The following is a 24,534-nucleotide window of genomic DNA, read 5'->3' on the forward strand; positions in this document are numbered from 1 at the left end:
AGCACATCAATTGCTACCCGTGAGAAGATAGCGCCGTGCATTTATCGCAAATCATGCCCTCGATCTTCTCGAGTTTAGGATTAACAACAGCGCATGATTCGATTCAATGCGGGAATAGTCCAAGCGGGCGAGAGCTGGTATTTCTGGTTGATGGGCTCGGCGCAGATGTTTTAAGTGCATATGCTTCCGTTGCTCCATCACTTTCTGCGATGGCCGTGCATGGAACTGTGACGACATCCTTTCCATCGACAACAGCGACAAGTCTTGCAACGCTGACAACCGGTGAGATGCCAGGTGCTCACGGCATGTTGGGTTACACAGTTCAAGTTCCTCGTAGCGGTGGCCGCATTCTCAACACTCTTAAGTGGGATGAACGCGTGGATCCGGTGATCTGGCAACCAGTTCCGACTCTCTTTGAGCGCGCAACTGCTGCAGGAATTACCACAACACATGTTGCAGCAAAGAGATATGAAAATACAGGTTTCACGCGCGCAGTCTTTCGTGGAGCGAACTATAAAGGCGCGAATATTCCAGCTGATCTCATCTCTGAAACTGTTGCAGCTCTTGAAAAGTCGCCATCTTTTGTCTATCTCTATGTCAATGATTTGGATTCAGCAGGTCACTCAGATGGTGTGGGTTCCGATAAGTGGCTGGCAGCGCTGACGAGCATTGATGAATTGGTAAAGAATTTGATGCAGAAGCTGCCACGTGGAACCAGAATGTGGCTGACTGCAGATCACGGAATGATCAATGCGAGCGAGAAGATTGTGTTGGGCCGCGATAACGAACTACTGACAGATGTTGCACTCATTGCTGGTGAACCACGGATGCGCCATCTCTATCTCTCTAGCGATAGTGCTAACGCTGAGAAGGAAGTCATTGCACGGTGGGAGAGCGCTCTAGCTTCTAAGGTCACCATGCACACAAGAGCAAGCGCTATCACTGCAGGGCTCTTTGGTCCTCATGTCTCACTCGATGCTGCAGAGCGCGCTGGTGATGTGATTGCAATTGCTCAAGCAGATGTCGTTCTGCTGGATCCTGATCGCGCCGATAAAGAGGGCGCAATGATTGGCCACCATGGTGGCGATAGTGTGATTGAAAGCTCTGTGCCGCTACTTGTGTACAGTATTAATTAATTATCTTCAGGTGTTTCTTCAGATTTACGGCCGAACATAATTTCATCCCATGAAGGAACCTTTGCTCGGGATGTAATGCCATCTTGAGAATCTGCAGCTGTTGGAGTCTCACGAATAACTGCAAGGCGTGGAGTCTCAGGTTTTTCATCAATTGCATTGATTAAATCTGCAATGCGAACAATCTCAGGCTCTATCTTGGGCTCTTCCAAACGTGATGGATGAGTTGGCTCTGAGTAAATCATTGCAGAAGTTGAAATACGCGTTGGAGCTTCTTCATCAATGAGCCATGCGCCATTGTCATCGGATGCATCCAGTGCGCGACGAGCGAGATCAAAGTTCCATGTTGCAACGCCGTTGCCATCACGGTTTGGATAGTGAAGTTCGATATGCCACACACCATCGAGTTGGCGCCATGTGTTCCATGAAACCTGGTCGGTATCAACACCGCGCGGTGCAAGCTTTGCAAGTACTACTTCACCGAAGGTGAGGTCTATGCGATGTGAATCTTTGCGCATGACGAGATCCCGAGCGTTAGAGAGAATGTATTCGCGCTCTTGCATGATGGGACCTGAGAAGCGCTCAACCTTTTCAACAGTTGTCTGTCCATCGCGAGCAATCTGTTCAAAGCTTTCACCGGCGCGCAGTCTGCGCTGGATCTCTTTCACAGAGATTGTTTCCTGTGCATCCACTGCTGGGACAGAGGTTAAACGTGGTTGATTAACAGTTGCGCGCAAGGTGTCGCTAATGCGCACGGAATAATTATTCCCATCGCCGTCGACAAGTGAGAGATGGTTGCCATCTTCAGTCTTGCCATCTAAACGAAGCTCGGTCATGTGGGTGAGAATATCCGATAGGACGGTAATTTCCCGAGAGATTGACCCTCTAGACTTCACTTATGCATGAGGAGTTACTTGAATTAGCGCGCAAAGTTGGAGCTGAGGCGGCTGCCCTGCTCATGGACCGCCCTCCTGCCTTTGAAATCGAAGAGAAGACCACGGCAATCGATATCGTGACGCAGATGGATAAGAAGGCTGAAACCTTTATCGTCCAATCAATTCTTGCCAAGCGACCTGATGATGGAATGATCGGGGAAGAAGGCGCTGCTATTGAAAGCAGATCAGGAATTACCTGGGTTATCGATCCACTTGATGGAACAGTCAATTACTTCTATGGCCTTCCTGGTTGGAATGTCTCCATCGCTGCAAAAGATAGAGATGGCTCTGTTGTTGGCGTTGTGAGCGCTCCGACCATTAATTCAACGTGGTGGGCAACGCGTGGAGGCGGCGCATTCTTTAACGGCAGCAAGATTAAGGTCAATGAACCTGTGGAATTTAATCGCGCATTTATCGGAACTGGATTTCAATACGATGTTTCACATCGCGTGCGCCAGATTGAAAATGTGGGACGGATGCTTCCTCTGATTCGCGATATTCGCCGCAATGGAGCTGCAGCAGTTGATATCTGCTCTGTTGCAATGGGCTCACTCGATGCCTACTTTGAAGATGGATTGAAAGAGTGGGATTGGGCAGCAGCTAGTTTGGTTGCAACTGAGGCAGGTGCTCGCTTTGGTCTCTATGGAGCCGCGCCCTATATGACGACGCTGGCAGCAGGTCCGACCCTCTTCGCTGAGCTCGAGGCATTTCTGAACCTACACGCGTAGATTTCGGCGGGGATTGGCCGATTTACGCTCAAGGCCCCTTCTATGGCAAGATACGCAGTCTGCACGGCGATATCCGTGCTCAATTAACATAGTTAATTAGTAATGAACAGGAATCACCATGAATATTCTCGACGTAGTAGATGCAGTCTCTCTTCGTAGGGACATCCCACAGTTCCGCGCAGGCGATGAGCTCAAGATCCATGTCCGTGTTATCGAAGGTAGCAAGTCACGTCTTCAGGTATTCCAGGGCATCGTTATCGGTCGCCAAGGTGATGGAGTTCGCGAAACTTTCACAATCCGTAAGGTTTCATACGGCGTTGGCGTAGAGCGCACATTCCCAGTTCACACACCAGTTATTGAAAAGATTGAACTCGTCACAAAGGGCGATGTTCGTCGTGCAAAGCTCTACTACCTCCGCGATCTTCGCGGTAAGGCTGCAAAGATTCGCGAAAAGCGCGATGGCGTTGTTGGCTACGGTGATGGAATCCTTTCAACTCCTGTTGCTGAAGCACCTGTAGTTGAGGAAGTTGTTGAAGCTCCGGTAGTTGAGGCAGTAGTTGAGGCACCCGTTGCTGAAGCAGTTGTTGAAGCGCCAGTTGCAGAGGCAGTTGCAGAAGAAGCTCCAGTTGCAGAAGAAGCTCCAGTTGCAGAAGCACCAGCAACTGAAGAAAAGCCTGCAGAGTAACTTCACCTCTTCTTATGCCACGCAAGGGCTCAGTCCTTCGTGAGTTCCCGATTCTTGTAATCGTTGCGCTCGCCGTCTCACTTCTTATCAAGACTTTCCTTGTGCAGTTCTTCTATATCCCTTCAGGGTCTATGGAGAACACGCTACAAATTCAAGATCGCGTAGCAGTCAATAAAGTTCCCTTTATCTCAGGTTCTATCAATCGCGGTGATGTCGTTGTATTTAGAGACCCCGCCAATTGGTTACCTGAACCATTTGAAGGCGCTGAGAATAAAGTTGTAGCAAAGCTCAAAGATGGTCTTGTTGCGGTGGGAGTACTTCCCAATCCTGCAAAGCAATACCTTGTTAAGCGCGTTATTGGCGTTGCAGGCGATCAGATTATCTGTTGCAGCAATGGAAAGCTCACTATCAATGGCAAAGAGACCAATGAGCCCTATCTCTTTGCTGGCAATAAGGCGAGTGAATTAGATTTCAATATCACCGTTCCTGAAGGCAAAGTATGGGTCATGGGAGATCACCGCGGTTCATCTGCTGATTCTCGATATCACCAAGATGATGTCAACAATGGTTTTGTTCCAGTGGATAAGGTCACCGGTCGAGTCTTTGCAATTATCTGGCCAGTGAAACACGTTGGCCTTGTTCCAAGCCAAGACCCTATCAAGTAAGAAGTAATGATGAAAGCGATCGAAGAACTTCTTCGTAACGCTGGTATTTCTCCGATTGCAGGAGTTGATGAGGCAGGTCGCGGACCGTGTGCAGGACCACTTGTTGTCGCAGCCGTCATCTTGAAAGATCCCACAGCGCCAGAGCTATCTGAGGTGCGCGATTCAAAAGAAGTCTCTGAGAGTAAACGAGAGATTCTCTTTGATGTCATTATGAAACTAGCTGAAAGTGTCAGTGTGATTATTGTGCCACCATCAGAAATTGATGAACGTGGTGTGCATGCTGCAAACCTTGATGGAATGCGCAGAGCTGTTAAGGGCCTGAGTATTGAACCTGCCTATGTCCTTACAGATGGCTATACCATTGAAGGATTAGCTATTCCCAATGTGGCAGTGTGGAAAGGCGATCAGGTGGTGACAGCAATTAGCGCTGCCTCCATTATCGCCAAGGTAACGCGAGACCGGATCATGATTGAACTCGATAGCAAATATCCGCAGTATGGCTTTGCCAAACATAAGGGCTATATCACAGCAGTTCACACCAAAGCGTTGGCAGAACATGGCCCGTGTATAGAGCACCGCACATCGTTTTCAAATATCGCAGCACTTCTTCCATAGTTTCCACAGCACACTCACTTCCCTCCCTTTTCTTACCCAGCGGCATTTACCCTGCCGCCCATGATGATTCGAGCCAATACAACGCTGCTGCAACGCTTAGCTCTCTTTGACGCCATTGAATGTGGGAATCCATATTGGAGTGCGCAGATATCTGAATTTGGTATTCCAACTGTCTATGAGCACCTTTTTCTAGGCGTATATAAGAAGGAGAAATATGCGCAGATCATTGAGAAGGTGCGCAACTTTAATGCTGAGAGAGCTTTTGCGGCAATTGATGAAGCGGGTGCAACCTTCTTAACTCCCGAAGATTCCCAATGGCCGATGAGAGTCAATCAATTACCGTGCCCACCTATTGGGTTGGTGGTGAAGGGAAACGTTGAGATTCTCAGCAACAACTCATTTTCTATTGTGGGAACGCGAAAGCCAACGGCTTATGGAGTTGGCATTGCAACAGAATTTGCAACAGGTTTTGTTGATCGTGGGTGGGACATCGTCAGCGGGGGAGCATATGGAATCGATTCAGCAGCACACCGTGGAGCATTACTTGCCGAAGGACGAACCATTGCAGTGATTGCATCAGGAGTTGATCTGCACTATCCATCCGGTAATGCGCGACTCTTTGAAGAGATATGTGAGAACGGAGCGATTGTCTCTGAGGTGATGCCAGGAGTATCTGCCCTTCCACATCGATTCCTCACTCGTAATCGACTTATTGCAGCTCTATCGGATGCAACTCTCGTTGTGGAAGCTGCATTTCGAAGTGGATCCCTTCGCACTGCCCGAGATGCTGCCGAGTTAATGCGACCTGTGATGGCGATACCGGGTCCTATCAACTCGCCATCATCTGATGGATGTCATCGTTTGATAGGCGAGAGGGCTGCAGAACTTGTGACATCAGTTGCTGATGCTGTGGAGTTGATTTCAGCCCTTTAGGTACATCAGGCATGTAATGAGAGAATATGTCCATGAGTGATTTCCGTTCGGGCTTCGTCGCTATTGTCGGCCGCCCCAACACTGGTAAATCAACTCTCATTAACGCACTCGTGGGAAGCAAGATTGCAATTACATCTCCTCATCCCAACACCACGCGCCATGCAATTCGCGGCATTGTGAATAACCCTGAATACCAAGCTGTCTTAGTTGATACTCCTGGAGTTCATAAGCCAAAGACTCTCCTAGGTTACAGACTCAACGCTGTCGTCAATGAGAGCCTTGATTCCGTCGATATCGTCATGATGTGTTTGCCCGCCGATGAGACATCAGGTGCTGGAGATGAGTTCATTGCTGCAGAAATTGCGAAGTATTCACGTGCGAAGAAGTTTGCACTCGTCACAAAGACAGATTTAGTCTCTAAGAAGAATCTTGCAGGACGCTTGCTTGGAATCTCACAACTTGCCAAGGGTTTCACCTGGGATGAGATTGTTCCTATCTCTGCAGCAATTCATGAGCAGATTGATCTGCTGGAGAAGTTAATTGGCGATAATTTGCCGGCAGGTCCTGCTTTCTATCCCACCGATGTGAAGAGTGATCAGAAGATTGAAACCCTTATCTGTGAGCTTATTCGTGAGGCTGCGCTACGCGATGCTCGAGAAGAGCTCCCACACTCCATCATGGTCACCATTGATGAGATGGGCGAGCGTGAAGAAAAGGGAAGCCGTCCCTTCTTTGATATCCACGCAACTATCCATGTTGAGCGCGATTCACAGACTGGCATCTTGCTAGGCCATCAGGGTGAGAGACTCAAAGATATTGGTATGAGAGCGCGTAAAGATATTGAACGCGAACTCGGAGCACGCATCTTCCTTGGTCTTCACGTGAAAGTTTCCAAGGAGTGGCAGCGCGATCCTAAGCTGCTTGAACGACTAGGTTTTACTGAGCGCTAATAAGACCTGTTGCAAGTGCAATCAGGAGCGCTGATCCAAGTGCAACGCGATAAATCACAAAAGGTGTGAAGCTCTTGGTGGAGATGTATTTCATCAGCCAAGCGATTACTGCATAGCCAATAACGAATGCGGTAATCGTTGCGATGAGAATCTCTGGCATGGAGTAGACAGAAACTGTTGAATCACCCATAGCCTTCTGCAATTGATAGAGACCGCTACCAAAGACTGCAGGAAGGGCTAATAAGAATGAGTAGCGAAGTGCGGCCTCTCGCTTATATCCAAGGAATCGCCCCAGTGCGATTGTTGCACCTGAGCGAGATACGCCAGGGATTAGCGCCATCGATTGAGCAAGGCCGTAGAAGATTCCATCTCGTGCATTGAGCGTTGATAAATCTTTCTCACTTCTTCCAACGCGATCGGCAAATCCCAGAATCAAACCAAAGATAATGAGTGTGCATGCAATGACCCACAGTGATCTGAAGTTATTGGTGATGTAATCCTGGCCTAAGTAACCGAGTGCCACGATGGGAAGTGTGCCGATGATGATGAGATTTCCAAGGCGCGCTTCAGGTGAGCCATCGCGCTTAAACCAGGCACCTGCAATGTTGAGAATATCTCTCCGGAAATAAAGTAGAACTGCAAGCTCTGTGCCGATCTGAGTAATAGCGGTAAAGGTGGCACCTGGATCTTTAGCATTAGGTAGAAATTCACCCACGATGCGAATATGTGCACTCGATGAAATCGGTAAGAATTCTGTAAGACCTTGGACTATTCCGAGAAAGAGCGCTTCAAGCATTGTGAAAGTATCTCAATAGTTAGGCATCGGCAGGCTTGCGGCTCGCGAAGTATGAACCGATTAATACCAGTGGAAGTCCGAGAATGATTCCCGTTGTGAGTGGTTCATTGAGAATTACCACTCCAAGTACAACGGCAAATGCGGTGTTGAGGTATGTCACCAGAGATCCTCGGGCAACGCCGATGATATTTGCCAATGTGAAGAAGGCTGCAAATGCAGCGCCTGTCGACAATACGCCAAGACCAATAATTGCGCGGATTGCTCCTTGAGAAATCTCGTGGGTTGGCCACTGCGCGATGCTCCATGGCAGGTAGAAGATCGCTGTCATCGCCATCGCTACGGCGTTAATTGCAATTCCTGAGACATGAGGAAGTGCGCTTTGCACCATCATGACAGCATAGGAATAACCGATTGAAGCAACCAGAACCATTGCGATGGAGAGTGGATCAGCGCTTCCCGCAATGCTCTCAATCCCAACAACTGCAATAAGGCCGATAAATCCAACAACGATTCCAAGGAGACGCTTGCGTTGCCACACTGTCTTATCGCCTCGCATGGATGCAAAGATTGTTGCCCAGATCGGAACGGATGCAACGAGAAGGCCAGCAAGACCAGATGAAATCTTCTGCTCTGCGGTGCCAATCAGGATCCATGGACCGATCATTTCTAGGAGTGCGTAGGCGCCGACATAACGCCATCCGCGAACAGCTGCAAAGAGTTGTCGCTGCTTGATTGCGATCGGAATCAATATTGCAGCACCGATTGCTGTGCGCAGAAAGACTACAGTGGCAGGACTAAATCCATTCTCCGGGTCCACGGCAACTTTGATGAAGAGATATGGAATGCCCCACAGGAATCCAACAAGGATGAAGAGAAAGAGACCGCGACGTGACATGGGTGAAATCAAGCTCCTTGTTAGGTAAGAGGCAACCTTACTGGGTTATCTTCTTTACTTCAGAGGCCACAAAATCAATTGCTTCCTGCGCAGTAGGGGTCACTGCCATATTGCTAAAGAAGCCGTGAATCATTCCCTCATAGCTCTTGTAGATAACTGGGACGCCATCGCCTTGAAGGAGCTCGGCATATTTTTCGCCATCATCGAGTAGCGGGTCGTATTGGGCTGTGATGATGATTGCTGGTGCTAATCCTTTAAAGGATGCAGCTCGCATCGGAATTGCATAGGCATTCTCATCATGGCTAGCACCTTGCAGGTATTGATCCCAGAACCATTGCATCGCCTGAGTTGAAAGCCCATAGCCTGTCGCATTCTCTTTATAGGAATTGGTTTCAAGATTGCGATCATTGCACGGGTAAATCAATATCTGGAATGAGAGGGCAATCTTGTTATCCCGAGCTTTGATTGCAACGCCTGAAGCCAAATTTGCACCAGCGCTATCGCCTGCAATACCAATTCTGTTCTCATCTATTCCTAGATTCTCTGCATTTGCTATCGCCCAGAGAAGGGTTTCATAGCAATCATCAAAGGGAACTGGAAATGGATGCTCTGGCGCTTTTTGGTAGTTCACGCTGATGATGACAGCGCCGGTTTGGTTGGCAAGACGGGCAAGGGATGCGTCATAGATATCGAGAAAGTTAAGTACCCATCCGCCGCCATGGAAGTAGATGATGGCAGGTGCGTTGGTATCAGTTGTTGGTCGATAGATGCGAATTGGAAGATCAGCAGTGGGACCTGGAATAAATCTATTTGAGATTTCCTGAATGGCTTCTACTGGCCCTGATGTAGCTACACGTCCTTGAGTATTGCGCCTTATGACATCAACGGGTGCTTCCCAGACTTGAGGCAGATTGAGAGCTTCTAATCTTTTGAGGTATTCCTGTATCTCAGGAGCAAGTGACATGGCGTAATTGAATCAGAGTTCACCATGAGAGAGAAGTTCTAAAACTTCCTTGGCGCGCTCTCGTAATTCTGGAAGATCACTTAATCTTTTGATTCCAGCTAGTTGTTGTCCCATGCGGTGGTTCTTTGCAAACCGCACTTGATTGCGGTCAAGGAAGTCCCAGTAGAGAGTGGTGAATGGACATGCATCATCACCAACTCGTTTCTTGGGATCGAATTTGCATCCTTTGCAGAAACTTCCCATCTTTGAGATGTAGGAACCACCTGATGCATAGGGTTTAGTCGCAAGTTTGCCGCCATCTGCATGCAAGCTCATTCCAATGACATTTGGAACCATTACCCAATCTGCGGCATCAATAAATGCCCTGCGCATCCAATCGAGAAATTCTTGAGGTGAGGTTCCCGTAATAAGTGCCAAATTACTTAAGACCATCAGTCGTGGAATGTGGTGCACCCACGCACGCGCTTCGATATCTCGCACCTGCGTTGAAACACAGTTCATCTGCGTCTTACTTGAATCCGTGAAGAGCGGCAGAAGTGGGCGAGTGGCTTGCAGCGCATTCTCATTTCGATAGAGATCACCAAAGTGCCAATACAGACCGTTGATGTATTCGCGCCAACCAATAATTTGCCGGATAAATCCTTCAGCACTTGCTAGTGGAATATCGCCCTTCTTAAAGCGCACCATTGCTGCATCGATTACTTCTTGGGCGTGAAGTAAACCGATATTCAGATATGGGCTTAAGAGTGAGTGATTAACCGCCCAAGTCTCAGCGACCATTGCATCTTCGTAGGCGCCGAATTCAGCAAAGGCAGTGTCAAAGAAGTGGTGCATCTGTGCCAGTGCAGCAGTGCGAGTGGTGCCCCAAGTTGTGTCAGGATCATCGCCAAAGACGGGAATCTTTCTCTTCTTGATATCTGCAAGAACTGCTTCATCAATCTCATCGCGCGGATGCTCTAGATAGTCAGGCCACGTATGAGCACCTTTGGGTGGTGGAAGACGATTATCGGCATCGTAATTCCACTTGCCACCGACAGGATCACTTCCCTCCATCAGGATGTTAAGGCGCACGCGTTGGGCGCGATAGAAGTTCTCCATCACCAAGTTCTTCTGTGAGTTCGCCCATTGTGCAAAGAGTGGGCGAGATGTCAGAAAGAAATCATTCGGGATAAGAGTCACTCCAAGCTTGTCTAACTGTTCATACTGTTGATGGGAGGAAGGCTCAGCAACCTCAATCTCTATGCCGGGATGTGACTTTCGAAATTCTTCAATGCCCACTTCAGTATTGGCACTTTGCATAAAGGTGACAGTAAATCCTTCATCGCGCAGCTCTTGTAGGAAGTGATCACGAGCTGACATGAGAAAGAAGAGGCGCTGGATATGCCAAGTACGGGTCGTGAGCATTCGCTGGCTCTCGATAAAGAGAATCTGATGGGTCTTTGGATCTGCGCCTTTGAGCGCACCGTAGTTGCGATTGAGATGATCGTTAAGAAGAAGTACAGCTTTTACCAATTGGCGGTTCTATCTCGCAGAGTTCGGTATGCGCTAACAACTTCTGGTGTTGCAACAGAGTGAGTTGAGCTGACTTCACCGAGATTCCATTGAGGTGGAGTTGCTCCACCAAGTAGTGCCCATGCAGCTTGTCGCGCTGCTCCATCTGCAACATATTCACCTGGTTGCGGAACGAGTACTTCGCGACCAAAGAGTGATGATGCGATGGATGAGATAGCAGGATTCTTGGCAGCGCCACCAATGAGTAAGACGCGGTTGATTGAGACGCCTAGCTTTTCAAGTGCATCGACTGCATCGACAAGGCCGCAGAGCATTCCTTCAATCATCGCCCGTGCAATATCGGCAGGGTTTGAGTTGTTCAGGTTCATTCCTGAAAAGACACCCGTCGCATCAGGGCGGTTAGGTGTGCGCTCTCCTTCAAAGTAGGGAAGAAGAGAAAGACCATTAGCACCTGGCTTTGCAGTCAGCGCTAGTGCGCCAACCTCATCATGCGTTTTTCCTAAGATGCGAGTTGCTGCATCTAAAATGCGAGCAGCATTGAGTGTGCAGACAAGTGGCAAGAAGCGACCTGTTGCATCAGCAAATCCTGCAACCGCACCACTTGGATCATGTGTTGGAGTGTCAGAGACTGCAAATGCTGTTCCACTTGTTCCAAGTGAGACAACTACATCACCAGGTTGTGCCTGCACACCGAGGGCTGCGCCTGCGTTATCTCCAGCACCTGCTGCGATGGGAATACCTGAAAGTGTGGTGCCGCCAAATGCGCTAGGTGCAGTGATGCGTGGGGTAATGATGGTGCGATCTGTGCGAAGTGCGGACTTCAAAAGGTCATCGCGATATGTAGAGGAAACAGAATCAAAGTATCCAGTACCCGATGCATCTGAGCGATCAGTAAATAACTTATCGAAATCTTTTCCACCCTGCAGGCGCCACGAGAGCCAATCATGGGGGAGTGCAACTGCTGCAACTTTGGCGGCATTAGCTTTCTCATTGTCGGCAAGCCACCTGAGTTTTGTTGCAGTAAATGATGCAACGAGAACAGATCCGACTTTCTGCGCAGCTTGTGCATCTCCGCCCATTTCAGCGTTGAGATCACGAGCAGATTGTGCAGAGCGAGTGTCATTCCATAGAAGTGCGGGGCGGATAACTTCACCGCTGCTATCAAGTGCGACCATTCCATGTTGCTGGCCACCAATTGAAATTGCGGAGACATCATCAAGGCCACCTGCATCTGCTATTGCTTTATCTAGGGCGCTCTCCCAATGGGCTGGATCTACTTCTGTTCCATCAGGGTGAGATGCGCGACCGTGCCGTACTAACTCGCCTGTTTCTGCGTTACGAATGACGACCTTCACCGACTGGGTTGAAGAATCCACGCCTGCGGTGAGTTGGGTCTTTGCCATGACGAAAGGCTAGACTGTGCCAGTCAGTGTTGACCACAGTGCGGCTTAATTAGTTAGCCAAATCTCACTTAATTTTGGAGCGTTGCAATGCGTATTGGAATTCTTACAGGTGGCGGAGACTGCCCAGGACTTAACGGTGTTATTCGTGGCGTAGTCACAAAGGGAATCAAAGAGTACGGATATGAATTCGTCGGATTCCGCGATGGTTGGAAAGGCCCTCTTGAGGCGCTGACCATGCCACTTGATCTTGCAACAGTGAAGCCAATCCTTGCAAAGGGCGGAACCATCCTTGGTTCATCTCGCACCAACCCATTTAAGATGGAGAACGGTGTTGAGCGCATCAAGCAGAATCTTGCTGACCAGGGAATTGATGTTCTCATCGCAATCGGTGGAGAAGACACACTCGGAGTTGCAACAAAGCTCGATGCACTAGGCGTTAAGGTCATCGGAGTTCCTAAGACAATCGATAACGACCTCAACAACACAGACTTTACTTTTGGATTTGATACATCAGTCAACATTGCGATGGAGGCAATCGATCGCCTTCACACAACAGCTGAGTCACACCACCGCCCACTAATCGTTGAGGTTATGGGTCGCCACGCAGGATGGATTGCCCTTCACTCAGGAGTTGCAGGAGATGCTGCATGCATCTTGATTCCAGAAGTTAAGTTCTCAGTCGATAAGGTCTGTGAATATGTGAAGTCTCGCTTTGCAACAGGAACTGCTCCCATCATCGTTATTGCAGAAGGTGCGATTCCTCAAGATGGCGACATGATCACTAAGGATCAGCCACTTGATGCATTTGGCCACGTTCAGCTATCCGGTATTGGTGATTGGCTTGCTGCAGAGATTGAGACAAAGACTGGCTACCAAACACGTTGCACAGTTCTAGGTCACATCCAGCGCGGTGGAACACCATCAGCATTTGACCGCGTTCTGAGCTCACGCTTTGGACTTGAGGCAATCACAGCTGTTCACGAAGGTGACTTCGGCAAGATGATGGCTCTCCACGGAACAAAGATTGCTCGCGTGCCATTGGCATCAGCGACAGATGTTCTCAAGACCGTTCCATTCGAGCGATATGAGGAGATCACTTCGTTCTTTGGATAATCTCCCTGCGAGATTGCTACTGAACTCTCTACTCTTATGACTATGAACTCGACTTCCTCGCAGCTCGATAACCTCTTCGACTCATCACTCGTTGCTGCCCAGCAACCTAACTGGCCTGGTGGCCACGATGGTGAGCAGATGAAGAAGGCTGTTGCTGATCTTCGTGCACTTCCTCCACTTGTCTTTGCCGGTGAGTGCGATGATCTCAAAGCAAAGATTGCAGAAGCAGCAGCTGGTCGAGCATTCTGGTTACAAGGTGGAGATTGCGCTGAGACTTTCACATCAGCTACAGCAGATTCCATTCGTAATCGCATCAAGACAATTTTGCAGATGGCTGCTGTCTTGCAGTACTACTCAAGTTTGCCTGTGATCAAAGTCGGCCGTATGGCGGGGCAGTTTGCAAAGCCACGTTCTAATGATCTTGAAACTCGCGGTGATGTCACACTTCCTGCCTATCGCGGAGATGCAGTCAACGATATTGAATTCACTGAGGCAGCTCGCACGCCAGATCCCAACCGTCTTGTTCGTGTTTACAACACATCTGCTGCAACGCTTAACCTCGTTCGCGCATTTACTCGTGGAGGTTTTGCAGACCTTCGCCAGGTGCATGAGTGGAATAAGGGATTTATCCGCGACTCCACCTTCGGTGAGAAGTATGAGCAGATGGCAAATGAAGTCGGTCGCGCCCTTGCATTTATGAAATCTGCAGGCGTTGACCCAGAACAATTCAAGGCTGTTGATTTCTATGCAAGCCATGAAGCTCTCATTATTGAATACGAGAAGGCACTGACCCGTATCGATTCACGCACGCAGCTTCCATATGATGTTTCAGGTCACTTCATCTGGATTGGTGAGCGCACACGTCAACTCGATGGCGCACATGTTGATTTCGCATCGAAGGTTCGCAATCCCATCGGCATCAAGCTCGGACCTAAGTCCACAGTTGACGATGCGCTAGCTCTGATTGCAAAGCTCAATCCAGATAATGAGCCAGGGCGCATTACATTTATTACTCGCATGGGTGCCGGCACAATCCGCCAAGCACTTCCAGCTCTCGTTGAAGGTGTGACAAAGAGTGGTGCGCAAGTTCTCTGGGTATGCGATCCGATGCATGGCAATACCTTTGAATCAAAGAATGGCTATAAGACACGCAATTTTGAAGATGTACTCGATGAAGTAAGAGGATTCTTTGAAGTCCATAAGAAGCTGGGAACTCACCCTGGTGGCATCCATATCGAGCTCACCGGTGATGATGTCACTGAGTGTCTCGGTGGTGGCAATCAAGTTTCTGAGAAGGATCTTGAATCACGTTATGAGACAGCGTGTGACCCACGCTTGAATCACTCACAGTCACTTGAGCTCTCATTTTTGGTTGCTGAAATGTTGCGCGACCGCTAACTTAGTTTGCGTGACGCTGCTTCTCACCACTCTGGCAACACCCCTAGGCAATCTCAATCTGATTGCCGATGAACACATTCTCCTTGGGGCAAATCTCTCAACACTCAAAGCGCTGAAAGAGAGTTTGAGCGCAGCTGATGCAATGCGAGAGATTAAGTCTGTTTCTAAGATTCCTGTCATCACAGATCTGATTAACGATTACTTCGATGGAGATATCTCTGCCATTAATGCGATTCAGGTTCGCCAGCCAGGTGCTCACTTTTCACAAGCTGCGTGGAAGGCGATGAAGAAGGTGAAGGCCGGTTCAGTGATTTCCTATGGTGAATTGGCAGAACGTGCGGGAAGTCCTGCGGCAGTTCGAGCTGCGGGAAGTGCGTGCGCAAAGAATGCAATTGTTCTGGTCGTTCCATGCCATCGCATAGTTAAAACTGGTGGAGCGCTTGGAAATTATGCCTACGGTTTAAATAAGAAAGAGTGGCTACTTCACCACGAGGGCGCGCTTTAGTATTTCAATAGATTGATCGCATTGCGCATCATCGAAATCAAGATGGGTAACAAGGCGCGCATAGTGAGGACCAAGAGCGCTAATCCACAGCCCAGCATCCTTACAGCGCGCTGTTAACTCAGCTGCCGTGATCCCAATCTTTGATAGTTCAAGGCCAACAATATTTGTGTGAACCTTAGAAGGATCAACGAGGGATGAGTCGATGGCGGCAAGTGCTGTGGCAATCTTCTTAGCCCGTGCATGATCTTCAGCTAGGCGAGCAATGTTGTTATCGAGTGCATAGTGAGCAGCAGCTGCGATGATGCCGACTTGGCGCATTCCAGCCCCATAGCGCTTGCGCCAGATGCGAGCCTCGGCAACCCGTTCTTTCGTAGAGAGCATGACTGAACCAATCGGTGCACCGAGTCCCTTAGAAAGACAGACGCTAATAGTGTCGAAGTGCTTGCCATATTCAGCACATGAAACACCGGATGCCACATGGGCATTCCAGATGCGCGCACCATCGAGGTGCATCGCAATTCCACGAGCAAGGGCTGCTGATGAAAGTTTTGCAATCTCATCAATCGGTTGCACAGTTCCGCCACCAAAGTTGTGAGTGTTCTCAACTGCAATTGCCTTAGTTGAAACTAAATATGGACCTGCATTTTCGTGGGCGATGGCGAGTGCATCATCTGCCTTCAATAGTCCATCAGTGGATGGCCATGTGCGGGTTGTGATGCCGCTAAAAGTTGCAGCAGCACCAAGTTCTGCGCGAACGATATGGCTACGAGTTTCAACAAGAAGTTCTTCACCAGGCTTTACCAGCGTGCGAATTGATAATTGATTGGCAAGGGATCCGGTAGGAGTGAAGAGGCCAGCTTGGTGGCCAAACATTGCAGCAACGCGTTCTTCAAGTGAGTTAACGGTGGGATCATCACCATAGACATCATCGCCAACTTCAGCAGATGCCATAGCAGCGCGCATGGCTTCACTTGGCTTTGTAACCGTGTCAGAGCGAAGATCGATTGCCATGGCTTACTCCTCCTTGAGAACAATCATAAACATGGCAGTTAACACCATCAGTCCACCAAGAGTAGCTTGCAGAGTTAAGCGTTCGCCACCAAAGATGATTGCAAAGAGCGCCGCAAAGACAACTTCCATAGTCAGAATGACCGCAACCTTCGTTGTGGTCATATGAGCCTGGGACCATGTCTGCACAACAAATGCGACTGCGGTGCAGATCACCGCTGTGAAGACCACAACAGCCCACACTCCATAATCAGGAGGAGCTGAATACCCTTCAGGAATTGAGGCAAGACCAGAAAGGAGAGCGCACATAGCAAGCTGCACAATCGTCATCGCATATACATCTCGACCTGATGACCATTTACCGAGTGCAATGATGTGAGCTGCAAAGAAGAAGGCGCTAGCGAGTACAAGCATCTCGCCAATTCCTACAGAAAACCCACGAATAGATAAGAGACCAAGCCCAATGGTTGCTATGAACACGCATCCCCAGATTAATTTTGTGAGGCGCTCTTTGAGGAAGAAATAGGCAAGTAGGGGAGTGAAAACTACATAGAGCCCGGTAACAAAACCTGTGATGGCAGCCCCTGTGCGGGCAAGTCCTAACGTTTGGAAGATATATCCAAGGCCTAAGAAAATTCCTGCTGATCCTGCGCGGATGATGAGATCACCATCTAACTTCATAAGGACTTGTGGCTTAAGAGCAACCATCACTATGACTGCGAGTGAGAATCGTGTGAAGAGAAAGTTGTTGACGCTCTGGCGCTCGATGGCATCTTTCATGACAACAAATGCCATTCCCCAAGCAGCAGAGACTGAGAGTAGGGCCCATGGGGCTAGACGAATTTTCAGTGCGTGTGAAGAACTCATCCACGCAACTTCTTTAAGAGAGCAATTTCCTCACCATGTTCAGGTTCCATGCCAGGAGTTTCAAGAATGAGCGGCGCGTTGGCAACTGCTGGGTGCTTTAGGAGTTCAGCAAAGGGATCGACACCAATAAAGCCCTTACCAATATTTTGATGGCGATCTTTGAGGGCACCACACACATCCATCGAATCATTGGCGTGGATGAGTTGAATACGTTCGATGCCAGCGACTTGAACCAGAAGGTCGAGGGTCTCCTTCATTCCACCCTTCTTTGCAATGTCATGGCCTGCTGCAAAGACGTGACATGTATCAAGACAGATACCAACTTTGGGGTGGTATTCCAGTGCTTTGAGATAGTTCTCTAAATCTTCAAGTCGCTTGACCAGTGATTGACCTTGGCCTGCTGTTGGCTCTAAGAGTAGATAGGGCGCATCATCATCGAGTGCCTCAAGGATTGGCATGACACCTTTTTTGATCTGCTTCCATGCATTATCAACGTTGTCCTCTTTAACTGCAGAGCCTGTGTGAACTACAACTCCGAGTGCGCCAATTTCTTGTCCGCGCTTTAAGGAATAGGCAGTTGATGCCAATGAATTTACATAGGTCTCATGCGTAGGTGAGCCTAAGTTGATAAGAAATGGTGCGTGGACATAAGTTTCAATATCGAGCGCTTGAGCCTTTTCACGAAATATTGCATCTGCTTCATGGTTGGTCTCAGGCATTGCCCAACCACGGGGGTTAGATGTGAAGACTTGAATCGCTTCAGCTTGAGTCAGCTCTGCATATGCAATGGAGCGCTTAGCCATTCCTCCAGATGTTGGAGTGTGAGCACCGATTCGTGGTTTCTTGATGGCCTTAGACATTTGCCTACCCTACTGTGATGGTCACAGTACTGCCACGTTTAACCTTGCTTCCGACCTTTGGTGAAACGTTTGTCACCTTCTTGACGGTCTTCTTTCCAATTTTCTTCACAACAACTTTGAGATCGAGATCTTTCAGGGCTGCAACTGCCTTAGCTTCATCGATGGAGAAGAGATTAGGAACAAATGCGAATCCGGAGCCCTTAGAGATAATCAAATAAATCTTTGAACCCTTATCTGCAGTTGGGGCTCCTAATGGTTTCTGCGCAATGACTTCACCTGCAAGGAGAGTCTCGCTATATGCATAGGTTGATGTCACTACAAATCCCGCAGCTTGCAGTTCATTCAAGGCTTGATCAGAGCTCTTGCCAATATAGGAAGTGACTGCAACTTGCTCAATGCCCTTTGAAACGCGGATAAGAATGGATGCGCTGCGCTTGACCTTCTCACCTGATGGTGGGTTGGAGTCAATGACATAACCTTTAGGAACACTTGTGCTGAATTCTTCAGCAAGAGGCTGGATAGTCAGCGGTAACTTTGCAAGGACGTTCGTTGCCGCCTCTGGTGTCAGACCTGCAAGAGGTGGAATCGTAAATCGCTCCGGTCCTTTGGAGACTATTAGTTTGACGGTGCCACCTTGATCAATACGACCGCCACCTTCAGGAATAGATTGAATGACGCGACCTTCAGCAATCTCTTCGCTAAATTGTTTCTCAACGACAAGAGATGCAAGACCAAGGGGATCTAGTGCTGCTCCTGCCTCAAGCTGTGTTGCACCCACAGTTGATGGAACAACTACGCGAGAGCCAGGACCGACCAGTACATACCAACCGACTATTCCCACAACAACGGCCATAACGAGTGCAATCTTGCGATTGCGACGAACGCGCTTGCTTGCCTTCTTGCGCTTTTTAATCTCTTGCGTGGTCTCACGCGGGGCAGGGATTGCAGGAATTGCTTGCGTCATCTCTTTGACCTTTGCGCGTAGTGATTTACGGGAAACCTTAGGGCGCATAGGTTCGATAGGAATATCGAGCTCAAGGCTGAGTTGATTCTCTTTGGGATTAAGTAGTTGGCTGATGCGTGAGAGCTCTTCATAGAAGATGCTGGCATCGCGTGGTCGCTCATCTGGGTCGGCACTGGTTGCGCGATAGATCAGATCATCGAGTTGCTCTGGAACACCTGAGATTAGTGAGCTGATTTTTGGCACGCGATTATTGACATGCATATAGGCGATTTGAATCGGTTGATCGCCTTCAAATGGTTTCTTGCCTGTGAAGATTTCAAAGGCGGTAATGCCCAGTGAGTAGTTATCGCTACGAGAATCTGCAACACCACGCTGAACTTGCTCAGGGGAGAGGTAGGAAACGCTACCGAGAATGACGCTTGATTCAGCAGTCATGGTGCCACCGAGGAGAGGGCCTTTTGCTAGCCCAAAGTCTGCAATCTTGATGCGACCTTCTTTGGAGATCAAGATGTTCTCTGGCTTAATATCACGATGAACAATTCCAATTTTATGTGCTGCAGAGAGTGCGCTTAAGACTGGCAATAGGAATTTGATTCCATCTGCAATAGAGAGCTTGCCTTGTTCATTGAGGTATTCACGAAGGGTGTGACCTTCAATCATCTCCATCACAAGGAAGATGGCAGGGCTTCCATTCTGGTTCCACCCTTGGTCCTGCACAGCAACGATATTGGGATGTGAAAGTGCTGCTGCAGCTTTTGCTTCGCGGATAAAGCGTTCAACAAATTGTTCATCTTGTGCCAAGTGCGAGTGCATGATCTTGACTGCAACTTTGCGATCAAGGCGCGTATCTACTGCTTCATAGATACTTGCCATTCCACCTGTGGCCATCTGGCGGATGAGTTGGTAGCGCCCATCAATGAGCTCGCCGGTCAGGTCAGACATATCCCGAATTCTAGGTAGTCAGTACGAAATCAGCAGCGTTCTGCGTGCCTTCACCTGCAAAGTGTTGCTCCTGTGTGGCAAGCCACTTTCTCATCTGACTCTCAATCTCTTTTCCATCGCGCGCTAGAACCCTTGCTAGTCCTTCACTTTCATCGATATCAATCCAGATAAGAGCCGAGAGAGAATCACGAATAGCCATCTGCCCGCTGCCTACACCTTCGAGAATGAGAAGTTCTGACTTTTCTATCTCAGCAACGGGTGAGAATGCACCTGCCTGCCAGTTGTATGTGGAAAGTGAAATAGCAGCAGATTTCTTATGTGCTGCAACGAGATGAGTGAGCACATCAGTGAGTTGATCCGTGAGTGCGTTATCCCAACCATCGTAGAGATCATCCATATGAATTTCAGTGATGGAATATCTCTGGGCAAGTGCAAGCTTGATGTCGTGGGCCAGCGTTGTCTTTCCAGCACCTGCCGGCCCATCGATTGCAATAATGGGTTGGGTAGCGTCTTTACAGAGATCTAAGAGCGCGCTTATGAGTTCCATACCAGCGACTCCATCCCAATGCTGCCATTGCAGTAAATGCCACATAGAGCAGCGTTGTAAAGAGTAGACCCTGTGATGCATAGAGAGCGACGTATCCGGCATCTACTACCAACCACATTGGCCAGCTGTCGTACTTCTCATAGACCATCAGAATTTGAGCAGCGAGTGAACCAAAGAAGAGGATTGCATCGATATAGGTAGATGCAGCGCCCAGTGATTTAAGAACGGGGCCGAGGACAAGAGTTGCAAGAATGATTGCTGCAATTGTGTAGAGACGGTACCTATTTCTAAATGGGCCAGGCTTTGCACCCGTTGGCTCCCATCCATACCAACCGGCAACTGCTGCTGCGATAAATACGAGTTGAAGAGCAGCACTTGCATAGAGCTTGTATTGCAAGAAGAAGATGCCATAGAGGATTGCACTTAGCGCCCACCAAGGCCATGTGATGCGCTTTGCTGTGATGCCCAGTGCAACACCTACGAAGGAAACAACAGATGCAATAAATTCAAGATAGGAAACTTCATAACCCCATGCTGTAAAGAAAGTGGAAAACACTTAGATCCTCATTTCTAGATCCGCATTACCGGACCAGTCAGACGGTCGACTTCGATGAAGTCCTCTCAGCCACTGTGGCTCCCGTTAGGTAGAACTTTATCCAATACGCGCAGCAATTGCCTGTATGTAGGCAGCTCCTGCAACACGTGCGCGGCGAGCAGTAGAAGTCTTTGCTCGCTTAGTGAAGATGTCATATCCAATAGCTTCGACTTCATCGACGATTCCGCAATAGAGCTCACTGGCAGCACGAATACATGGACGTGATTGCTTATCGAGGTATGCGATACCGATATCTGCTTCGCGTTGCAATTGGCGCACTCGTGCGATTTGGAACTTGAGAGCGGCAACGATTTCAGGGGTCAATACACGACGCTCGAGCATTGCTCGGTCGACGCCGAATTGTGCAAGCTCTTGTAGCGGCAAGTAGACACGACCACGATCGAGATCTTCACCAACATCGCGGATGAAGTTTGCGAGTTGAAATGCAATACCGAGTTTCTTAGCTGCCTCATATGCGCGCTCATCTGAATATCCAAGGATGGGAACCATCTCAAGGCCGATAACGGCGGCAGAGCCATAGACATATTCAAGGAGATCTTCATATCTCTGATATTCGGTGACAGTTAAGTCCATCTCCATAGAGTGCAAGAAATCAACGAAGTGCTGGTGGGGGATATCGAATGTGTGAGCGGTATCAACAAGTGCGCGACCAATATGATCTGTGCTTGTTCCTGCTTTGAGATCGGCAAGAACACCGCTGCTCCAAGAACGCAGAGCATCAGCCTTCTCTGTTGGTGAGAGAGTGGAGGCTAAATCATCAACGATCTCATCGGCATAGCGAGCAAATCCATAGAGTGCGTGAACATAGGGACGCTTATTCTTTGGAAGAAGCAGAGTTGCTAAGTAGTAGGTCTTGCCATGCAAGGAGTTAAGTCGTTTGCACTCTTCATACGATGCTGCAAGTGCTGCATCCATCTACTTAACCGGACCCACAATGCGTTCTGCTGCAAGGCGACCTGAGATAAGAACCATGGGAACGCCAACTCCAGGTTGAGTTCCACTGCCTGCAAAGACAACGTTTTCAAATCCTGCAGCCATATTGCGTGGTCTAAAGGGACCTGTCTGGAAGAAGGTGTGTGCGCTAGCAAATGGTGCACCGCGCTCCATTCCTTGTGCTTGCCAATCAAGGGGAGTCGTCATCACTTCAGTCTCAATGGAATCACCAAAGCCTGTATATCCGCGATCTTCGAGAGTTTTAATCATGTGATCGCGATAAGGCTTGGCCTGCTTAGTCCAATCGATATCTGCATCCAAGTTCGGTGTTGGATACAAGATGTAGTAGGACTGCTTTCCTGCAGGTGCAAGGGAGGCATCATCGTGAGTTGGAACTGTGACGAGTACTGATGGATCTGTCATCAAAGTCTTCTTCTTGATCAGTTCATCAAAGACGCCATCCCATGACTCTCCGAAGTGAATATTGTGGTGAGCGATATGGTCATACTTCTTGGAAGATCCCACAAGAAGAGTTGCACATGATGGTGAGTAGTTAAGGCGCTTGATATTAAGGGGTGTCTTACCTAGCAAATCACGCCATACAACTGGCAGATCTGGGTTCATCACAACAACGTCACATTCAATGCGCTCACCTGTGTCAGTCAGAACTGCCTTGACGCGTCCGTTCTGCTTATCAAGGGAAGTCACAGTGGTGTCGTATTTAAATTCAACGCCATGCTTTTGCGCAGCAGCAGCTAACGCTCGAGGAACTGCATGCATTCCACCCTTAGGGAAGAAGACGCCGTTGACCGAATCCATATAGGCAATGACTGCATAGATTGCTAGCGCTTGCTGTGGGCTCACACCTGCATACATTGCTTGGAATGAGTAGACCTTTTGAAGGCGTGGATCTTTCAGGTATTGATTGACCTTTGGCTGCAAGTGTCTAAAGCCACCGAGTGCGATGAGGCGAGCCAAGTTAGGAGTTACAAGGTTCAGTGGTGAGTCGATGTTCTTATCAATGAAGTCCTTCATCTCATACTTATAAAGTTTGGTAACAAATTCCACATACTTGCGATAGCCCATCGCCTCTTCTGCAGAGACGTGAGTGCGAATTTCTTCTTCCATCTGCGCAGTATTTGCATGGACATCAATCTGTGAACCATCGGCATAGAAGGCGCGATAGAGAGGTGTAAGAGGCATCAGATCAAGCCAATCCTTCATATCTTCACCGACGCATGAGAATGCATCTTGAATCAGTGATGGCATTGTCAGAACTGATGGGCCAGTATCGAATGAGTAGCCATCTTTCTTCAGAAGTCCATTGCGACCACCAGGAACTGATTCACGTTCAACCACGGTGACTTTGCGACCAGCACCTGCAAGGCGAAGTGCTGCACTGAGGCCACCGAGTCCTGCGCCTACTACGACGACGTGATCTGTGGGTCCCTTAACTGTTCTTGTCATTAATAGCTCCTACGGATTGCGGTCTCAGCCAGAGCCAAGAGAAATGGACGTGCGCTTTCATTGATCGCTGCAGAGTTTGCTGCAGCTACTGATTCTTCGCCTAAGCGGTCAATCAATTTTTCAACATCGGCGATAGCGCCGGTCTCAACGATGAGTGTGCGAAGAGATTCAATCTTTTCAGGGGAGAGATCAGGCTTTCCAAGATGTGCTGAAAGTTCTGCGCGAGCACCACTCGATGCCTTCTCCATGGTCATCGCCATGAGGACTGTGCGCTTTCCTTCACGAAGATCATCACCTGCTGGCTTTCCTGTCTCCTTTGGATCTCCAAAGATTCCGAGCATGTCATCGCGCAATTGGAAGGCTTCACCCAGAGGAAGACCGTATGCAGATAAGACATTGAGAAGTTCTGAATGTTCGGTCGCCGATGGACGCGCAATGGCAGCGCCTAAATGCAGTGGACGTTCAATCGTGTATTTACCTGACTTGTAGCGAGCGATGCGAAGTGATCGCTCAACGCTATGTTCGCGCTCTCCAGCTTCGCGCACATCAAGGTATTGACCTGCCATCAATTCAATGCGCATCTCATCATGAATGCGAAGGGCGGCCGTCAGTGATTCATGGGAGAGACCTGAGTTATGCAACATGTGATCTGACCAGACAAGAGCTAAGTCACCGAGTAATACAGCTGCAGCTTCTCCAAATTTATCTGCAAGACCCGCCAGTGATCCTTGGCGGTGAAGATTTTCAAAGTGGCGATGGATGGCTGGCTTTCCACGACGTGTATCAGATCCATCCATTAAGTCATCGTGAATCAGTGCGCATGCCTGCAAGAGTTCAAGGCTGGCCATCGCGCGAATATCGGTGCGAGAGGGAGTTGATCCTGCAGCGAGGAATCCTGCATAGGCAAAGAGTGGGCGAAGTCGCTTGCCACCTTCGAGAAGATAATCTTCAAGGGCATCACAGACAGGGATTAATTCAGATGCGATGCTGGTGAGATAGTCACGTTGTTCGGCGAGATAGTGAGTTAACTCGCCCTTCACCGCATCGCGCACCTCAGATGCGCTCTTCATGACCTCTTTATCCACGGCGCAACGATATCC

Annotated in this window: 24 protein-coding genes and 1 pseudogene; 10 read left to right on the plus strand and 15 right to left on the minus strand. The window is 48.9% G+C overall.

Translation table 11 applies throughout. From position 1 onward, the window contains the following. Window positions 1-53: 53 nt before the first annotated feature. Complete coding sequence (locus A1sIIA65_RS02485) at window positions 54-1,136, plus strand: alkaline phosphatase family protein (RefSeq protein WP_095676016.1); 1,083 nt, start codon at window positions 54-56, stop codon at window positions 1,134-1,136. Here A1sIIA65_RS02485 and sepH read toward each other — a convergent pair. Continuing rightward, complete coding sequence (gene sepH / locus A1sIIA65_RS02490; protein WP_095676017.1) at window positions 1,133-1,969, minus strand: septation protein SepH; 837 nt, start codon at window positions 1,967-1,969, stop codon at window positions 1,133-1,135. The genes A1sIIA65_RS02485 and sepH overlap by 4 nt on opposite strands. A 62-nt stretch (window positions 1,970-2,031) precedes the next feature. Between sepH and A1sIIA65_RS02495 the strand changes: the two genes are divergently transcribed. From A1sIIA65_RS02495 to era, 6 genes and pseudogenes are all read left to right on the plus strand, one after another. Next, window positions 2,032-2,796: an inositol monophosphatase family protein gene (locus A1sIIA65_RS02495; RefSeq protein WP_095676018.1), complete on the plus strand. Its 765-nt coding sequence runs from the start codon at window positions 2,032-2,034 to the stop codon at window positions 2,794-2,796. 118 nt (window positions 2,797-2,914) lie between these two features. Next, window positions 2,915-3,256 (plus strand): annotated as a pseudogene (rplS, locus tag A1sIIA65_RS07035) (50S ribosomal protein L19); the annotation flags it as partial. Between the two features lie 239 nt (window positions 3,257-3,495). Next, window positions 3,496-4,146 (plus strand): signal peptidase I, encoded by a 651-nt coding sequence (lepB, locus tag A1sIIA65_RS02505; RefSeq protein WP_095676020.1) that lies wholly within the window; start codon window positions 3,496-3,498, stop codon window positions 4,144-4,146. Between the two features lie 9 nt (window positions 4,147-4,155). Next, on the plus strand, window positions 4,156-4,761 hold the full coding sequence (locus A1sIIA65_RS02510) for a ribonuclease HII (protein WP_095676021.1): 606 nt from the start codon (window positions 4,156-4,158) through the stop codon (window positions 4,759-4,761). A gap of 60 nt (window positions 4,762-4,821) precedes the next feature. Next, window positions 4,822-5,694 (plus strand): DNA-processing protein DprA, encoded by an 873-nt coding sequence (gene dprA, locus A1sIIA65_RS02515; RefSeq protein ID WP_223298553.1) that lies wholly within the window; start codon window positions 4,822-4,824, stop codon window positions 5,692-5,694. 32 nt (window positions 5,695-5,726) lie between these two features. Beyond that, complete coding sequence (era, locus tag A1sIIA65_RS02520) at window positions 5,727-6,644, plus strand: GTPase Era (RefSeq protein WP_095676022.1); 918 nt, start codon at window positions 5,727-5,729, stop codon at window positions 6,642-6,644. Here era and A1sIIA65_RS02525 read toward each other — a convergent pair. Genes A1sIIA65_RS02525 through xylB form a run of 5 tightly spaced genes read right to left on the minus strand, consistent with a single transcriptional unit; the run spans window position 6,631 to window position 12,214 of the window. After that, complete coding sequence (locus A1sIIA65_RS02525) at window positions 6,631-7,440, minus strand: undecaprenyl-diphosphate phosphatase (RefSeq protein ID WP_095676023.1); 810 nt, start codon at window positions 7,438-7,440, stop codon at window positions 6,631-6,633. The two genes, era and A1sIIA65_RS02525, sit on opposite strands and share 14 nt — an antisense overlap. A 19-nt stretch (window positions 7,441-7,459) precedes the next feature. Then, window positions 7,460-8,335 (minus strand): DMT family transporter, encoded by an 876-nt coding sequence (locus tag A1sIIA65_RS02530; protein ID WP_095676024.1) that lies wholly within the window; start codon window positions 8,333-8,335, stop codon window positions 7,460-7,462. A 37-nt stretch (window positions 8,336-8,372) separates the two neighbouring features. Beyond that, window positions 8,373-9,299: an alpha/beta hydrolase gene (locus A1sIIA65_RS02535; protein ID WP_095676025.1), complete on the minus strand. Its 927-nt coding sequence runs from the start codon at window positions 9,297-9,299 to the stop codon at window positions 8,373-8,375. Between the two features lie 12 nt (window positions 9,300-9,311). Further along, window positions 9,312-10,811 (minus strand): cryptochrome/photolyase family protein, encoded by a 1,500-nt coding sequence (locus A1sIIA65_RS02540; protein WP_095676026.1) that lies wholly within the window; start codon window positions 10,809-10,811, stop codon window positions 9,312-9,314. Beyond that, complete coding sequence (xylB, locus tag A1sIIA65_RS02545) at window positions 10,805-12,214, minus strand: xylulokinase (protein ID WP_095676027.1); 1,410 nt, start codon at window positions 12,212-12,214, stop codon at window positions 10,805-10,807. The genes A1sIIA65_RS02540 and xylB overlap by 7 nt, the downstream gene beginning before the upstream one ends. Before the next feature lie 87 nt (window positions 12,215-12,301). Between xylB and A1sIIA65_RS02550 the strand changes: the two genes are divergently transcribed. The 3 genes from A1sIIA65_RS02550 to A1sIIA65_RS02560 are packed head-to-tail and all read left to right on the plus strand — an operon-like array spanning window position 12,302 to window position 15,230. Next, window positions 12,302-13,327, plus strand: coding sequence for a 6-phosphofructokinase (locus tag A1sIIA65_RS02550; RefSeq protein ID WP_095676028.1), 1,026 nt, complete (start codon window positions 12,302-12,304; stop codon window positions 13,325-13,327). Between the two features lie 36 nt (window positions 13,328-13,363). Continuing rightward, window positions 13,364-14,725, plus strand: coding sequence for a class II 3-deoxy-7-phosphoheptulonate synthase (locus A1sIIA65_RS02555; protein ID WP_420021865.1), 1,362 nt, complete (start codon window positions 13,364-13,366; stop codon window positions 14,723-14,725). Window positions 14,726-14,735: 10 nt separating this feature from the next. Then, entirely contained in the window at window positions 14,736-15,230 is a 495-nt protein-coding gene (locus tag A1sIIA65_RS02560) for a methylated-DNA--[protein]-cysteine S-methyltransferase (protein WP_095676029.1), read from the plus strand. On the opposite strand, the gene A1sIIA65_RS02565 is transcribed toward A1sIIA65_RS02560, so the two are convergent. The 9 genes from A1sIIA65_RS02565 to A1sIIA65_RS02605 form a co-directional block, all read right to left on the minus strand. Beyond that, window positions 15,204-16,241, minus strand: coding sequence for a threonine aldolase family protein (locus A1sIIA65_RS02565; protein ID WP_095676030.1), 1,038 nt, complete (start codon window positions 16,239-16,241; stop codon window positions 15,204-15,206). The genes A1sIIA65_RS02560 and A1sIIA65_RS02565 overlap by 27 nt on opposite strands. Window positions 16,242-16,244: 3 nt before the next feature. Continuing rightward, complete coding sequence (locus A1sIIA65_RS02570; protein ID WP_095676031.1) at window positions 16,245-17,105, minus strand: DMT family transporter; 861 nt, start codon at window positions 17,103-17,105, stop codon at window positions 16,245-16,247. After that, complete coding sequence (locus A1sIIA65_RS02575; RefSeq protein WP_095676032.1) at window positions 17,102-17,965, minus strand: deoxyribonuclease IV; 864 nt, start codon at window positions 17,963-17,965, stop codon at window positions 17,102-17,104. Before A1sIIA65_RS02575 ends, A1sIIA65_RS02570 begins: the two co-directional genes overlap by 4 nt. Before the next feature lie 4 nt (window positions 17,966-17,969). Next, entirely contained in the window at window positions 17,970-19,871 is a 1,902-nt protein-coding gene (pknB, locus tag A1sIIA65_RS02580; RefSeq protein WP_095676033.1) for a Stk1 family PASTA domain-containing Ser/Thr kinase, read from the minus strand. 10 nt (window positions 19,872-19,881) lie between these two features. Beyond that, window positions 19,882-20,418, minus strand: coding sequence for a uridine kinase family protein (locus A1sIIA65_RS02585; protein ID WP_095676034.1), 537 nt, complete (start codon window positions 20,416-20,418; stop codon window positions 19,882-19,884). Continuing rightward, window positions 20,384-20,974, minus strand: coding sequence for a nicotinamide riboside transporter PnuC (gene pnuC, locus A1sIIA65_RS02590; protein WP_095676035.1), 591 nt, complete (start codon window positions 20,972-20,974; stop codon window positions 20,384-20,386). Before pnuC ends, A1sIIA65_RS02585 begins: the two co-directional genes overlap by 35 nt. Before the next feature lie 96 nt (window positions 20,975-21,070). Next, complete coding sequence (locus tag A1sIIA65_RS02595; RefSeq protein WP_095676036.1) at window positions 21,071-21,949, minus strand: phytoene/squalene synthase family protein; 879 nt, start codon at window positions 21,947-21,949, stop codon at window positions 21,071-21,073. Then, window positions 21,950-23,434 (minus strand): phytoene desaturase family protein, encoded by a 1,485-nt coding sequence (gene crtI / locus A1sIIA65_RS02600; RefSeq protein WP_095676037.1) that lies wholly within the window; start codon window positions 23,432-23,434, stop codon window positions 21,950-21,952. Continuing rightward, complete coding sequence (locus tag A1sIIA65_RS02605) at window positions 23,434-24,504, minus strand: polyprenyl synthetase family protein (RefSeq protein WP_095676832.1); 1,071 nt, start codon at window positions 24,502-24,504, stop codon at window positions 23,434-23,436. The genes crtI and A1sIIA65_RS02605 overlap by 1 nt, the downstream gene beginning before the upstream one ends. Window positions 24,505-24,534 lie beyond the last annotated feature (30 nt).

The sequence above is a fragment of the Candidatus Planktophila dulcis genome (assembly GCF_002288225.1).
Lineage (GTDB): Bacteria > Actinomycetota > Actinomycetes > Nanopelagicales > Nanopelagicaceae > Planktophila > Planktophila dulcis.